Origin of the sequence: Enterobacter cloacae complex sp. 2022EL-00981 (genome assembly GCF_028737495.1) — a bacterium.
GTDB lineage: Bacteria > Pseudomonadota > Gammaproteobacteria > Enterobacterales > Enterobacteriaceae > Enterobacter > Enterobacter cloacae.
Window position 1 is genome coordinate 22,146 of the sequence record NZ_JAQZRK010000034.1, and the last position, 14,722, is coordinate 36,867.

The 14,722-nt window shown below is 59.5% G+C and carries 13 protein-coding genes; 4 read left to right on the forward strand and 9 right to left on the reverse strand.

The annotated features are described in order from the left end of the window. The first annotated feature begins 22 nt into the window (after positions 1–22). The gene (gene pdxR, locus PUZ33_RS21510) at positions 23–1,411 is read left to right on the forward strand and encodes a MocR-like pyridoxine biosynthesis transcription factor PdxR (protein WP_058680783.1); all 1,389 of its coding nucleotides are present in this window, start codon (positions 23–25) and stop codon (positions 1,409–1,411) included. An 86-nt stretch (positions 1,412–1,497) separates the two neighbouring features. Here the strand turns inward: pdxR and PUZ33_RS21515 are convergent, their stop codons facing one another. After that, positions 1,498–1,659, reverse strand: coding sequence for a DUF1127 domain-containing protein (locus tag PUZ33_RS21515; RefSeq protein ID WP_020687816.1), 162 nt, complete (start codon positions 1,657–1,659; stop codon positions 1,498–1,500). 176 nt (positions 1,660–1,835) lie between these two features. Here PUZ33_RS21515 and PUZ33_RS21520 point away from each other — a divergent pair, with 176 nt between their 5' ends. After that, a complete protein-coding gene (locus tag PUZ33_RS21520; RefSeq protein ID WP_038981738.1) occupies positions 1,836–3,254 on the forward strand; it encodes an aminotransferase-like domain-containing protein in 1,419 nt (472 codons plus the stop codon). Positions 3,255–3,354: 100 nt separating this feature from the next. On the opposite strand, the gene PUZ33_RS21525 is transcribed toward PUZ33_RS21520, so the two are convergent. The 3 genes from PUZ33_RS21525 to PUZ33_RS21535 all read right to left on the reverse strand — a co-directional run bounded on the left by PUZ33_RS21525 (position 3,355) and on the right by PUZ33_RS21535 (position 6,043). Continuing rightward, positions 3,355–4,476: a ribosomal protein uL16 3-hydroxylase gene (locus PUZ33_RS21525; protein ID WP_013095420.1), complete on the reverse strand. Its 1,122-nt coding sequence runs from the start codon at positions 4,474–4,476 to the stop codon at positions 3,355–3,357. A 136-nt stretch (positions 4,477–4,612) separates the two neighbouring features. Continuing rightward, on the reverse strand, positions 4,613–5,209 hold the full coding sequence (locus tag PUZ33_RS21530) for an ATP-dependent Clp protease proteolytic subunit (RefSeq protein WP_013095419.1): 597 nt from the start codon (positions 5,207–5,209) through the stop codon (positions 4,613–4,615). Between the two features lie 63 nt (positions 5,210–5,272). Beyond that, complete coding sequence (locus tag PUZ33_RS21535) at positions 5,273–6,043, reverse strand: DeoR/GlpR family DNA-binding transcription regulator (RefSeq protein WP_013095418.1); 771 nt, start codon at positions 6,041–6,043, stop codon at positions 5,273–5,275. 81 nt (positions 6,044–6,124) lie between these two features. Here PUZ33_RS21535 and PUZ33_RS21540 point away from each other — a divergent pair, with 81 nt between their 5' ends. Then, entirely contained in the window at positions 6,125–6,511 is a 387-nt protein-coding gene (locus tag PUZ33_RS21540; RefSeq protein WP_029882203.1) for a VOC family protein, read from the forward strand. Between the two features lie 179 nt (positions 6,512–6,690). Continuing rightward, on the forward strand, positions 6,691–7,308 hold the full coding sequence (locus PUZ33_RS21545; protein ID WP_023620669.1) for a response regulator transcription factor: 618 nt from the start codon (positions 6,691–6,693) through the stop codon (positions 7,306–7,308). A gap of 3 nt (positions 7,309–7,311) precedes the next feature. Here the strand turns inward: PUZ33_RS21545 and PUZ33_RS21550 are convergent, their stop codons facing one another. The 5 genes from PUZ33_RS21550 to PUZ33_RS21570 are packed head-to-tail and all read right to left on the reverse strand — an operon-like array spanning position 7,312 to position 14,523. After that, complete coding sequence (locus PUZ33_RS21550; RefSeq protein ID WP_058680785.1) at positions 7,312–12,894, reverse strand: trifunctional serine/threonine-protein kinase/ATP-binding protein/sensor histidine kinase; 5,583 nt, start codon at positions 12,892–12,894, stop codon at positions 7,312–7,314. Positions 12,895–12,903: 9 nt separating this feature from the next. After that, complete coding sequence (locus tag PUZ33_RS21555) at positions 12,904–13,284, reverse strand: response regulator transcription factor (protein WP_013095414.1); 381 nt, start codon at positions 13,282–13,284, stop codon at positions 12,904–12,906. Between the two features lie 22 nt (positions 13,285–13,306). Beyond that, positions 13,307–13,567 (reverse strand): XapX domain-containing protein, encoded by a 261-nt coding sequence (locus PUZ33_RS21560; RefSeq protein WP_013095413.1) that lies wholly within the window; start codon positions 13,565–13,567, stop codon positions 13,307–13,309. Beyond that, a complete protein-coding gene (locus tag PUZ33_RS21565) occupies positions 13,564–13,776 on the reverse strand; it encodes a DUF1427 family protein (RefSeq protein ID WP_013095412.1) in 213 nt (70 codons plus the stop codon). The genes PUZ33_RS21560 and PUZ33_RS21565 overlap by 4 nt, the downstream gene beginning before the upstream one ends. A 60-nt stretch (positions 13,777–13,836) precedes the next feature. Beyond that, a complete protein-coding gene (locus tag PUZ33_RS21570; RefSeq protein ID WP_013095411.1) occupies positions 13,837–14,523 on the reverse strand; it encodes a hydrolase in 687 nt (228 codons plus the stop codon). Positions 14,524–14,722: the final 199 nt, after the last annotated feature.

Sequence of the window (14,722 nt, forward strand, 5' to 3'; positions counted from 1 at the left end):
AAACCATAAAATGAGGTAGGACATGAAGCCGGGCTATCACGACATTTACACCCGCTATCGCGACAACATTACGCGCGGCGTGCTGAAGCCTGGCGATAAGGTGCCCGCCATTCGCGTACTGGCCGAAGAGCTCAAGGTAGCGCGCAAAACCGTCGAAACTGCGTATGCCATTTTAATCGGCGAAGGGTACCTGGTGAGCCAGGGCGCGCGCGGCACGCGGGTCAATCCCGATCTCTTGCTGCCCGCGACGCCAGCGCCGGCGGATCACACCACCGGTACACTCCCGGCATCGCTTATCAGCCAGCGTGAACGAGCGGGTTTTCTGCGCCCCGGCATTCCCTCCCTCGACAGCTTCCCCTATAAAAAATGGTTACTGCTGGCAGGCCAGGCAACGCGCTCGATGCGCCCGGAAGAGATGCTCAACCCGCCGGTGCTGGGCTGGTATCCCCTGCGCCAGGCCATCGCCCGCTATCTGAATATCTCCCGCGGGCTCTCGTGTACCGCCGAACAGGTGTTGATCACCAGCGGCTACAGCGGCAGTCTGCGCCTGATCCTCGATACGCTCGCCAGCCGCAGCGACAAAGTGGTGTTTGAAGATCCGGGCTATTTTATGGGCCAGCAGTTGCTTAAGCGGATTGTGCCACGTCTGCACACCGTGCCGGTCGATCGCTGCGGCATCGACACGGAGTACCTGTTGCACCATCACCGCGACGCCCGTTTTGCTATCGTGACGCCCTCTCACCAGAGCCCACTGGCGGTAACGCTCTCTCTGCCGCGTAAACAGCAGCTTCTCGACTGGGCGAGCCAGAACGGGGCGTGGATTATTGAAGATGATTACGACGGAGAATTTCACTATACCCGTAAGGTGCTGCCGTCGCTGAAAAGCCTCGATCGCCATGATCGGGTGATCTTTATGGGCACTTTCAGTAAAACCATTATGCCCTCCTTACGCATGGGCTACATCGTGATGCCCGCCAGCACGGTTGAGGCATTTACCGACTGCGCGGACATCGTCGCCAGCGGCCAGCCGGTACTGACGCAAAAAATCCTCACCACCTTTCTCAACGAGGGCCATTTTTTCCGTCATCTTAAGAAGATGCGCGTGCTGTACCAGACCCGCCGGGAGTGGATGATTGCCGCCCTGCGTGAGGTATATGGCGATCTGTTTTTCACCGAGCAGAACGACGGCGGAATGCATATCGTGGCGTTTCTGGCGAAAGGCAGCAACGATCGGGAGGTGGCGTGCTGCTGGCAAGCGCAGCAGCTGCAGGTGAATGCCCTTTCAGAGTGGTATCGCGGGTCGGGCAAACGTTACGGGCTGGTGATGGGCTATAACAACGTGCGGTCATATCAGGAGGCGGTGGATTTGCTGGAAAGACCGAAGCGGCAGACGCTTGCGCTGTTGAGCTAAACATCGCCCGGTGGCGCTACGCTTACCGGGCCTACGGGATCGAGTAGGCCGGGTAAGGCGCAGCCGCCACCCGGCGGCGACGTGTCTCACACATCATACCGCGACAATCCAACGTCCTTGAGCTGCTCGTCGCTCATCTGGCTCAGAATGCGGCGGGTACGGTTGACGCGATACCAGTTACGCAGCGTTTTCGCTACCCACACAAACGCGATAAACGGACGTTTTGAACGATTTTCGTAGAATTCCATGATGCTCTCCTCACCGTGTCAGTGGGGCTATGATCGTGGAAAACGGCTTTAGCAATACAGACTCAAAAACAACTTTTGTTTAACATACAGATCCGCTAAAACGGTATCTGCATGCCGTTTTTTGCGGCAATCTGTACTGGTTTTGTAATCTGTATGGTGACAACAAAGGATACAGCATGACGCGCTACCAACATCTGGCCAATCTACTGGCAGAACGCATTGAACAAGGGCTGTATCGCAGCGGTGAACGTCTGCCGTCGGTACGCGCGCTGAGCCAGGAGCACGGCGTGAGCATCAGCACCATACAGCAGGCCTATCAGATCCTCGAAAACCTGCAGCTCATCACTCCCCAGCCGCGTTCCGGCTATTTTGTGTCTAAGCGCAAGGCCCTGCCGCCGGTGCCGGCCATGACGCGCCCGGTGCAGCGCCCGGTGGACGTCACCCAGTGGGATGAGGTGATGATGCTGCTGGATGCCCGCGCCGACAAAGAGATGATCTCCTTTGGCGGCGGTTCGCCAGACGTTAACCAGCCGAGCCTGAAGCCCTTGTGGCGTGAGATGAGCCGCATCGCACAGCACAACCCCGCCGAAATGCTGAGCTATGACGTACTCGACGGGCGCCTTGAGCTGCGCGAGCAGATCGCCCGGCTGATGCTCGACGGGGGCTCCACCGTGGCGGCGAACGAGATTGTTATCACCAACGGCTGCCACGGCGCGCTCTCCATCGCCCTGCTGTCAGTCTGTAAACCAGGAGACATTGTGGCGGTCGAGTCGCCGTCGTTCCACGGCACCATGCAGATGCTGCGCGGGTTTGACATCAAGGCGATAGAAATTCCGACCGATTCGCAAACCGGGATCAGCATTGAGGCATTAGAGCTGGCGCTGGAGCAGTGGCCCATCAAAGCGGTCATCCTGGTGCCCAACTGCAATAATCCGCTTGGGTTTATCATGCCGGAGTCGCGTAAGAAGCAGGTGCTGGCCCTGGCCCAGCGGCACGATATCGTGATCGTCGAGGATGATATCTACGGCGAGCTGGCGGCGGAATACCCGCGCCCGCGAACCATTCACTCCATGGATATTGATGGCCGCGTGATCCTCTGCAGCTCGTTTACCAAAACCGTGGCGCCAGGGTTACGCGTCGGCTGGATTGTGCCGGGACGCTACTACGACCGGGTGATGCACATGAAATACGCAGCGGGCGGGTTTAACGTGCCGGGCACGCAGATGGCGGTGGCGGCGTTTATCCGCGACGGCCATTATCATCGCCACGTGCGCCGTATGCGCCAGATTTATCAGCAGAATATGGAAACCTATACCTGCTGGGTACGGCAATATTTTCCGGCAGACATATGCGTGACGCGCCCGCAGGGCAGTTTTTTGCTGTGGGTGGAGCTACCGGAGAAGGTCGACATGGTGTGCGTCAGCAAGCAGCTGTGCCGGTTGAAGATCCAGGCGGCGGCCGGGTCGCTGTTTTCCGCCTCCGGGAAGTACCGCAACTGCCTGCGGATTAACGTGGCATTACCGCCGACGGATAAGCATCGCGAGGCATTGAAGAAGATGGGTGAAGCGATTGTGATTGCGATGGAGGAGGGCTAGTGCGGCCTGATGCCCTCACCCCGGCCCTCTCCCACAGGGAGAGGGAGAAAACCGCCGTTGTAGGCCCGGTAAGCGCAGCGCCACCGGGCAACAGGCCGCACTACTCGTCGAAATACCAGTACCCCTGGTTAATCAGCCCGGTGAGCTCCTCGACAAACGCCGGGTTGTTCAGCGCATCGCCCAGCTCGGCCTGGCCCAGCTCAGTGTAGCGGCACAGCGCGTCCGCCGCCTTCGCGTCGACTGTCTCGAGCTGTTCACTGTTGATAAAGAAACTGCCGTTGATATTCAGCACGCGCAGGCCGCTCAGGCGAGACAATCTCTCACCGCCCTGCAGCGCGTCCAGCACCTCCTCGGGCGCATACGGCGGCTCGGCGGCGGCGATATCCAGCTCGTGACGCGGCGTGGAGACAAAGCTACCGAACCATTTTGTGAAATCATCCGGCTTACCGATCATGTCGATCATCATCTGGCGAATGCGATCGAGCTCGTACTGCTCAATGCGCCCAGGGTGTTCGCGGCAGGTCAGATCCGGATCGCTGTAATGCTCTCCGCCCAGATCGTTTTCCAGCGCGTAATCGGCAAAGCTGCTGATCAGATCGCGGCCGTTTGGCCCCCGGAAACCCACAGAGTAGTTCAGCGCGGTTTCATGGGTGAAGCCGTCGTGCGGGAATCCAGGTGGAATGTAGAGAATATCGCCGGGCGCCAGATCTTCGTCGATGATCGGTTCAAACGGATCCACGTGCAGCAGCGCCGGATGTGGGCAGAACTGACGCATCGGCAGCTTGTCACCCACGCGCCAGCGACGGCTGCCCATCCCCTGAATGATGAACACATCGTACTGATCGATATGCGGGCCCACGCCGCCGCCCGGCACGGAGAAGGAGATCATGAGATCATCCAGACGCCAGTCCGGCAGCACGCGGAACGGGCGCACCAGCTCCGCCGCCGGCATGTGCCAGTGGTTCACCGCCTGCGCCAGCAGCGACCAGCCGGTTTCGCCCAGGCCGTCAAAGTGCTCAAACGGACCATTGCTGGCCTGCCATTTGCCGTTGAAATGGCTCACCAGGCGGCTATCGACCTCCGGCTCCATCGCCAGGCCTGCCAGCTCGTCCGGGGTAATCGGGTCGACAAAATTCGGGAAGGCATTTTTCAGCACAACGGGTTTTTTTTGCCAGTATTTCTCAAGAAATTCCGGCCAGTTCAGGTTCAGTTGATACGCCATGGATAGCACCAGTGAGAGGGGAAACAGGCGCGATTATAGGCAAGAAGGCAGAGGGGGAACTTGTCATGGGTCAAACCAGCACGCGTAGGTCGGGTAAGGCGTAGCCGCCACCCGACACGTACACGGCGTTAAAAACTTAATCCAGCTTCAGATCGTCATAATGGGTAATCAGTTTACCCACAATGCCGTAATCCAGCGCTTCGGCCGGAGACATCCAGAAGTTGCGGTCGGTGTCTTTTTTCACTTTTTCCAGCGGCTGGCCGGTGGCATCAGCGATCAGCTTGTTCACGCGGTCCAGCATGCGGATGATCTCGCGCGCTTCAATCTCAATATCCGTCGCCTGACCGCGCACGCCGCCCAGCGGCTGGTGGATCATAAAGCGGGTGTTTGGCAGCGAGTAGCGATGCTCTTTTTTCGCCGCCAGGAAGATGGTGATCCCGGCGCTCGCCACCCAGCCGGTACCGATCACGTGCACGTCCGGGCGGATGAACTTGATGAAGTCGTGAATGGTATCACCGGCTTCCACGTGACCGCCCTGGCTGTTGATGTACAGTTTGATCGGATCGTTGCTCACGCTTTGCAGCAGGATCAGCTGGGTGATGACTTTCTCTGCCAGCGCCTGGTTGATTTCACCGGAGATAACAATCGAGCGGGATTCCAGCAGCTTCTGCTGCAGTGCGCTCTGTGTTCCTTCCGCTTTATCCTTATCGCCGTCTTTCAGTGTGTAGTGCATTGTTATGTCCTCAGCATTTAGCGCTTAAAACCAGAGTGTAGCCTGTTTTACCCGTGAAAGTCCTCAGGCGCACACAATGCGAATGTCCTGGGCCGCAAACGCGTCGACAACGCCCTGTTCCAGCGCCTCTTCTACCACCAGCACATCAATGTCCTGACACGTCGCCACCACAAAGCGCGCCACGCCGGGAAGTTTGTCTGCCGTCAGAGCCACGATGGTCTGGTTGCTCTGGGCGATAACCGCCTTTTTGAATTCGCAGTCGGCAAAATCAAAGCCGGTGAGCCCCATCTGCGGATCCATCGCGCAGCCGCCAATAAAGGCCTGATCGAAGATAATGCCCTGGATCTGACCCGCGGCCGTGGCGCCCACCGACCCGCCGGATGCCCGCTGGATCTGCCCGCCGGTGATGATCACCTCGCACAGGGGATGGCGCAGCAGTTCCGTGGCGATGGCCGGGGAGTTGGTCACCACCGTGACGTTGAGATCCGCCGGGAGGGCTTTCGCCAGCGCCAGGTTTGTTGTCCCCGCGTCAATAAAAATGCACCCGCCCGCCTGAACCAGCGTTGCTGCTTTCTGCGCGATTGTGTGCTTTTCTGCACTTATTTTCTGCTCGCGGCTTAAAAAATTGCCCGCATCCGGAAGCTGAAGCACCGCGCCGCCGTAGACCTTTTTGCAATACCCCTCTTTGCTAAGTTCATGTAAATCACGGCGAATCGTGTGCTCGGATACGTTCATCTGGCTCGCCAGCTCGGTACAGACCACCCTTCCGCTCTTCTGAAGGATCTGGCGGATCCGCGCTTGTCGCTGTTCAGGAAAAGCTGCATAATCGAGCATTGAAAGTCCTTTAATAATTCTAATCGAGTATCAATGCGCATAATGTTGCATAACCGCGCAACACAAACAACGAGGGTTACAATGAATATTGCACATGTCGCACTCTGGACCCGCAGCCTTAACGCCCAGGTTCAGTTCTGGGAAACGGTGTTTAATGGCCGCAGCAACGCACGCTACGTCAGTAAAAATCGTCCGGGTTTTGAATCCCATTTTATTACCCTTGATGAGGGGCCGACGATTGAGCTGATGACCATTCCGGACCTGCCCGACGCGCCTGCCCACCCTGAATTTATCGGTTGGGCGCATATCGCCATCAACGTCGGCGGAAAAGCACAGGTGGACAGCATGGCGGCACAGGCCAGGGCAAACGGCACGCTGCTTAGCGCCCCGCGTATGACCGGGGACGGCTTCTATGAAGCGGTAATCGCGGACCCGGACGGTAATCGCATTGAGCTTGTCGGTGCATAAAAACAGCGTTTCGTTCCTTCACCGCCCCTGTTCCGGCTCGCTATACTTCATATGGTTATCATATTGTTAAATGATAATGATATTTAATGTGTTAAGATGAAAGTCAGCATAAACAGTCTCTTACGTAACCGAAGGGACGGTTTGCATCCTCGACATTTAAATCAGCACCGGGGCGGTGAATGGAACACATTGTGTATGTGGTTGATGACGATGACGCCGTCAGGCAGTCCGTGACCGGGCTACTGGAATCGGCAGACCTGAACGCTATCGGCTTTTCATCGGCAGAAGCATTTCTTCAGCACCGCTTCGAGGATCTGCCTTCGTGCGTGATCCTCGATATGCAAATGCCCACCATCTCCGGTTTTGAGGTGGCTGATGCCCTCAGGGACAGCGGGCGTGAGATCCCGATTATTTTCCTCACCGGCCACGGCACCATCCCGATGTCGGTTCGCGCCATCAAAGGCGGGGCCTATGAGTTTCTGACCAAACCGGTTGAATCCGCCGCGCTTATCGACGCCATTGAATCCGCGCTCCGGCTGGCGGAAAACAACGCCGTGCGTAATAAAGAGCACTACGCCCTGAAGCAGCGCCATATGTCTCTTACCCCGCGCGAACATGAAGTGCTCCAGCTGGCGATAAGCGGCCTGCTGAACAAGCAGATCGCCGCCGAGCTTGGGGTGAGCGAAATCACGGTGAAAGTCCATCGCCGCCGCGTGATGGAGAAGATGCAGGTGCGCTCCGTGGCAGAGCTGGTCAGGGTCGTGGAACGCCTGAGCAAAAGTCTGCCAACGGAATAGCCGTTACCCTTCCTGTGCCGCAAGCGGCAGCGCAAAAGCAAAGACGGTGCCGTGCGGCTCCCGGCGGCGCGCGCTCAGTTTTCCGCAGTGCCGCTCAATGATGCTGGCGCTGATGGTCAGCCCCATCCCCATGCCCTGCGCTTTGGTGGAATAGAACGAGTCAAAAATCTTCTCCAGCCGCTCAGGCTCTATGCCGCTGCCGGTATCGGCTATCTCCACCAGCACTCTCCCTTCTGCATTGCTGGTGCTGATGGTGATGGTGCAAGAGCGATCTTTCACCTCGGCCATCGCCTCTACCGCGTTCATCACCAGGTTGAGCAGCACCTGCTGGATCTGCACGCTGTCGCCGGTGATAAAGCTATCCTGCGCCTGCAAAAGGTAATCGACGCTAATGTGTCGCTGCTCAAGCTCGCTGCGCGACAGCGCGATGATATGGTGGACCAGGTAGTGCAGATCGATGCGTGAGAAGGTCGGATCCTGCTTGCGCGTCAGGGACTGAATGCTGCGGATGATCTCCCCCGCCCGCGCCCCTTCAGCGGCGATCTCCTCCAGCCCTTCACGCACTTTATCCAGCCGGGCTGGCTCCCGGTTGAGCCAGCGCAGGCTCGCCCCGGCGTTGGAGACGATCGACATCAGCGGCTGGTTGATCTCATGGGCGATCGAAGAGGTCAATTGCCCGACGGTGGTCGCCCGGGAAACGCGCGCCAGATCTGCCTGCGCCACCCGCATCGCATCTTCCGCCGCCCGCTGGCTGGTAATGTCGGTGATGATGCCGTAATACTCGTTCACCTCGCTGCCCACGCCCACCGGATCGCCAATCCCGAGAATATAGCGGGTTGAGCCATCGGTACGGTTAATGCGGAACTCCGCCCGCATGGAGAGCCCTTCGCGTACGCTTTGGGTGACGATGGTACTGATCCGGGCGTAATCATCCTGATGCACAAAGGTCAAAAACTCCGCCATGGAGATCTTCTTTTGCTGTTCAGGCAGGCCGAGGATTCGGGCGTACTCCTCGGAGATAAACATCAGATCCTGCTCCAGTTCCCAGCGCCAGCTGCCGGTGTGGCTGATCTGCTCGCCCAGCATCAGCGAGGTCTGGCTGGATCGCAGCTCTTTCTCCACGCGACGACGCTGGATGTTTTCCGCCAGCAGCTCGGCATACAGGCGCGCCGTCTCCAGCGAGACCGCCGCCTGCGCCCCCAGCAGGCTCACCACGCGGGAGTGCTCGGCGGTAAAGACCTCCGGCATCAGGCGATTTTCCAGGTAGAGCACGCCCACCAGACGCGCCTGTTTGAACATCGGGACGCACATCACGGCCGCCCCCGAGGTCACGAGATAAGGATCCTGGCTGAAGGGGTGGAACTCTTCCGGCTTGCCGGTGCGGATCTCCTGTCCGGTGCGGATCACCGCCGCCAGCACCGACAGCGGCATATCGGTCGCCATCGGGACCTCTTTCAGGATCCGCACCCGCACGCCGTCGGTACTGGTCCACGCGCTGGCCTCGATCTCCGGGATATGGTTGTCGCTCACGCGCAGCAGCAGACCGCGCTGCGCCCCGGCCCGTTCAAGCAGCAGCGTCATCAGGTTTTCGATTAACCGCTCAAGGTTAATTTCTTCAGACAGCGCGCGTGACGCCTTGATCACGCTTTGCAGATCGCGAATCACTTCATTCTGCGCGAAAGCCACCGTGTCGTACGCGCTGGCCTGGGCGGAGCTCAGAAGATGCGGAAAATCCTGCTCAAGCTGGCGCACTTTTGCCTGTGCACCGGCGCGGCCCCAGGCGGCGATCGCCCCGCGGAAGTGGGCGTCCGATGCGGTCGGGTAGCCGCAGGCAAGGGCAAAGCGCCCTGCCAGCTCGTGGGCCAGCGCGTTCAGCGGATTGAAACCGCCCTCCCGCGAGAGGCGCACCGCCTTCTCATACTGCTCAAGCGCAATGCTGTTCATCCCGTCCAGACGCACGATTTCGGCGTAAATCAGCGCCTCTTTGTCGGCAAACGTGCCCGGATTAATCCGCGCCCAGAGGGCGATTTTGTCGTAGTGGGCGTGAATGCTGCGACGATGATTTGCCGAGAAGGTCTCCGGCGTAAGCTGTCTGGAAAGCGACAGGGCGCTGTAGAGATGGTAATCCAGCAGGTGAATGTGGCCTGGCGCAGACCACGCGAACCAGCCCGCCTGCTCCAGCTCCGCCTGCGCGGCGGCATACTCCCCGCAGGTAAAGTGCGCCATCCCACGGTACAGCCAGTACCAGAACAGCATGGTCGAGGTCTGCTCCGGGGCCTGCTCAGGCGCCGCTGGCAGCATCGCTTCAGGGAGTACCTGCGCGGCGCTCCAGGTGCCGATGACCGGCGTACGCAGAAACTCAACGTAGCCGCGCTGGAGCATCAAAATCGTTTCGATGTCCTGGAAGTGGGTTTTACGGACAAAGGCCAGACCGCGATCGATGCTGGTCAGCACCCCGTCCAGATGATCGCCCCGCGAGAGGAAGTTGATCACCTGATGGCAGGCCGCAAAGCAGGCCACCGTCATATCACCGTGAGTGACGGCAGCGGTAAAGCAGGCCTTGGCGCACTCGATGGTGAACGACAGCGGCTGGGTCCAGACGCTGAGCTGATCGAGCGGCAGCAGGGTTTTGGCTTCAAAGGCATCGTAGCCGTGACGGTTTACCAGCTCGCGGGCCAGCGTGCCGTACTGGAACCCAAGGCGATACTCGGCGTAGCGTTGGCCAATCAACACCCCAAACCAGGCCATCGCCGTGGTGGAGGCGCCGGTGATACCGTGGTCGAGGGTCAGGTGCATCATGCGACAGAGCAACAAAAAGTGCAGGCGCGGACAGATAAAGCTGGCGCAAATGCTGGCGCTATACAGCAGGTTCATCACCGCTTCGGTTTGCGGGTTGTCCATTTGCGAGAGCTGGACAAAATGCTGTTGCGGCGCGTCTCCCACGCGGTTGCAGAAGTGTTTCCAGGCTTCGTCGCACTCGACGTCTTCCGGGTAGTGGCTGATCTGGATACCAAAAATCCCCAGCCAGCACAGCGCCGCCTCCAGCGCCAGACGGCTGTCGGACTGGCGAATGTAGACTTCCACCAGCAGGTTAGCCGCCAGCGCTTTTTCAGTCAGCCCGCCGGGGCAGCCGAGGATCGCGTCACACAGCTCGCGGGTTCGCTCCAGGTGGCCGAGCGCAAATTCACAGCCCGCCTCTTCGATGTCGAGCATAAAGTCAGACACCGCCCCGGCATTGCCCAGCGCTCTGGCGGTCTGAATGTAGCTCAGGGCCGAATGATAATCGCCGGTGCGCTTCGCCCGCCGTGCGGCCAGCAGGCTGAGCTCGCGGAACATCTGGCGCTGCGGCGCAGGCTGAATGCTGTCCAGCGCGGCCGTCACGTGGTGCACGGCGCGGAACAGCAGTTCGTTCCCCGCCGCCTGACGCGCGGCCTCGGCCAGCAGGCTGGCGGTGGTCAGGTGCAGGTGGCTCCTCTCACGCTGATCCAGCAGCGCGAAAGCAGCCTCCTGCACCCTGTCGTGGGTAAAGGCATACGCTTTTTCCGTCAGCACAATCAGCTGCGCCATCACCGCCGGGTGGAGCGCATAACGGATTTCCGCCACCGACATCCCGACCACGCGGCACAGCATCTCCAGCTCGCCCGTGCCGCCAAGACAGGCAATGCTGCCCAGCAGACGACGCGTCTCGTCGGGCATCTCTTCGAGCTTTTCCAGCACCAGGGTGACGACGTTTTCGGTGTAATGCCGGGCGCGGATCGCCTGCAGATCGTACTGCCATTTGTCCTGATACTTGTTATGGACCACCAGCCCGTCATCCACAATGCGGCGGAAAAACTCATGCACGAACAGCGGGTTGCCGCCGGTTTTTTCGTGGATAAGCGTGGCGAGGTCGGTTGTTGTGGCGCTGCGCACGCGAAACAGCGTGCCCAGCCAGCGTGCTACCGCCTTCACCGTCAGCGGCTGCGGGATAATCTCGATGGCATGTTGCGCCGACGCCGGCAGGCTCGCGAGCTGCTGCTGTAGCGTGGGATCGGATAACGAGGCGATGTCCCGGTGCGCCACCACCAGCAATAGCGGAATGGCACCGCAGGTCGCCAGCAGGTGCTTCAACGTTTGCAGGCTGGCGGCGTCGCTCCACTGCAGATCGTCAAGCAGCAAGACCAGCGGACAGCCCTGCGAGGCAAAGGTTTTAACCAGCGCCAGCACCATATGGCTGAAGCGGGCCCGGGCATCAATGGAAAATGTATCTGCCGAGAAGCGAGGTTTACTCTCCAGCAGCAACCCCAGCTCGGGCACCAGGCTTACGGCCAGCTCTTCATATCCTTCCAGGGCGCGCGAGAGGCGGATTTTCCACTTCGCCACCTCTTCCGCAGGAAGCCCGAGCAGGTGCAGCGTCAGGGTGCGAAACGCCGAGCTTAATACGCCGTAGGGTAACGTCGGCGAAAACTGATCGACCTTGCCCACCGCCAGCAGCACCCTGCGCTGCTGCAACGTTTTTAGCGCCGTGGCGATGATCGAGGATTTACCGATCCCCGACGGCCCGCCGATTGTCACCAGCTCCGGCACAATGTTTTGCCCCACCCGCTCAAACGCGGCGATGACGTCGTTTGCCTGCGGATGCGCCGCAAACAGGGAGTCCGCCAGATGGATCGCCGGCGTCCGGTCCTGCTGGCCGGGCGTAAAGGCGACGATCTCGCCTTCGGAGGTTAACGTCGCCTGACAGCGTCGAAGATCGGCAATCAGCCCGTCGACGGTCTGGTAGCGGTTATCGGGTTGCTTCTCCAGCAGCTTGAGGATGATGGTCGACAGCATGTCGGGCACATCCGGGCGCAACACGGCGGGAGAAAGCGGCTCAGAGGCAATGTGGTAATGCGCCCAGTTGGTCTGCTCGTTCTCGCCGAGCTCAAACGGCAGGCGTCCGGTCAGGAGCTCATAAAGCACAATGCCTAGGCTGTAGAGATCGCTGCGGCAATCGACGGCCCGCTGTGTGCGGGTGGTGTGCTCCGGGGACATATAGGCGGGCGTACCGCCAGAGACGGCCAGCCGGGTCTGGGAAAAGGCCCCGGAGATACTGCATGACAGGCCAAAGCTGCCCAGACGACAGGTTGAATCGTGATGAACAAAGATATTGCCGGGCTTGATATCGCCGTGGATCAGGTTCTGCAGATGCATCTGACGCAGCGGCGTGCAGATCTGGATCGCCAGCTCGATAAACCGGGCGATCCCCGAGATCGCCCTGCCCGCGCGTCGCGCCAGCAGCTCAAACGAAAACGGCGCATACACCAGTGCAAAACGCCCCCGGTACTGGGTGGAGGCCACGGCGCGAACGGCCCAGCTGTCCTGCAGGTGATCGCGCAACGCAAACTCATTTTTGAGCAGCCGGGTGGCCCGCTCTTCCTCTTCGTCGCTGACCGCGGTGGCAATGATAAAGGAGCCGCCAGAATGAGGATGTCGGGCGTTCATCCAGGAGATCCCGCCCTCCTGCGCCAGCACGGTAAAAATGACATCCTCTTTAAGGACAAAAACCCGCCCATCATGGAGATTTCCCTGGGCGGGCCAGAATGCAGGCAGCTCGTTTTCGTTCATCCGCGATCCTTATTGTCGGCGGGCCAGCTCCCGCTGAATATGATCCAGCAGAATATCGATGTTAATAGGCTTACGCAAAAATGCAGCGGCGCCCAAATCAAGAGCGTACCGCTGCATATTTTCATCAGCATGACCGGAGATAAAGAGTACGGGGGGAGGCGGGGCGGCCAGCAGCCGCAGCTTTTCAAACAGCTCAAGGCCGTTCATGCCCCGCAGCTTGATATCGGTGATCACCAGCGCCGCGCCGGACAGGGCGAACGGGTGGCTCAGAAACACCTCTGCCGAATCAAACGTGTCGGTCGCATACCCTTCCGACTCCAGGAGGTTACTCAGCCCGCTGCGGACAGAACGTTCGTCATCAATGATGGCAATGCGCCACGGCAGCGTCATGCTGTTATTCCTCAAAAAATCATTAAACGTCGCGGTTTTCCTTCACGGGCGCGGGAGGCGCCGTGCCGCTGATTTTCGGCACACACTCGTGACGAAACCAGGCCAGAGTCAGCGGTTCGCGATTCAGTATGCGACGTCCCACCGGGATCAGCTGTTCGCCCACCAGCATACCAAACAGGCCAAGCAGGGCGACAACCGGCGGTGCCGGAGAGTGGACGTTGAGCAGAGCGTAAATTACCCCAGCCAGCACGCCGCACACCAGCGAAATTATCCAGGCCTTCATGATGACTCTCCTGCCGGATGGTGAACCACTGCCGGAACGCTCACCACGCTGTCGCGGGCTAACAGATGGCGCGTCGCCTGCTCCCCGGCCAGCATCCCCAGCAGGCCAATCAGCGCCAGCGCGGGCGGCGCGGGGGAGCGTACCTTCAGCGCGGCATACATCAGGCCGATCAACACGCCTGCCGCAAGGGATATCAACCCTGTACTCATAGAGAACTCCAGAAAGCAGTCAGTGGCAGGCCGGATGAGGGACCAGCCTGCCGCCGGGACTTAGCGGGCCGGGACCGGCGCTAAGGTACGGTGCTCGCTCTTCTGGCGAGACGGCGCTTTGTGCACCATGGTGTAAGCGTAATCCACGCCCATGCCGTACGCGCCGGAGTGCTCGCGCACGATATCCATCACCGCGGTGTAGGTCTCTTTACGCGCCCAGTCGCGCTGCCACTCCAGCATCACCTGCTGCCAGGTCACCGGGATCACGCCCGCCTGGATCATGCGCTGCATGGCAAAGTCGTGGGCTTCTTTGGTGGTACCGCCGGACGCGTCCGCCACCATATAAATTTCGTAGTCACCTTCCAGCATTGCGCACAGGGCAAAGCTGTTGTTGCACACTTCGGTCCACAGACCGGCAACCACCACCTTCTTCTTGCCGTTGGCTTTCAGCGCGTCGCGCACCTTCTGGTCATCCCAGGAGTTCATGGAGGTACGCTCCAGAATGTCCTGGCCCGGGAACACGTCCAGCAGCTCCGGGTAGGTGTTACCGGAGAAGCTTTCGGTCTCTACGGTGGTGATGATGGTCGGGATGTTGAACACTTTGGCCGCTTTCGCCAGCGCCACGGTGTTGTTTTTCAGCACCTGGCGGTCAATAGACTGCACGCCAAACGCCATCTGTGGCTGGTGGTCGATGAAAATAATCTGACAGTTCGCAGGGGTTAATACTTCGAGCTTTGAAGAGGTCATAGCATTTTCCAGTGGTTAAGGGTGAAATCGCCGTGAGTGCCACGTCGATAAAGTCGCCCCCATCCTGCGGCCTTCTGCGCCTGTGCGTAATTATCTCTTCGTATAGTTAACCTTAGGTATAGTTATACTTTGGTATACCTATCCTATTGTATAACTGGATCTTTGCCGAAACCGGTTCCCATAATCCTGACCATTCCCC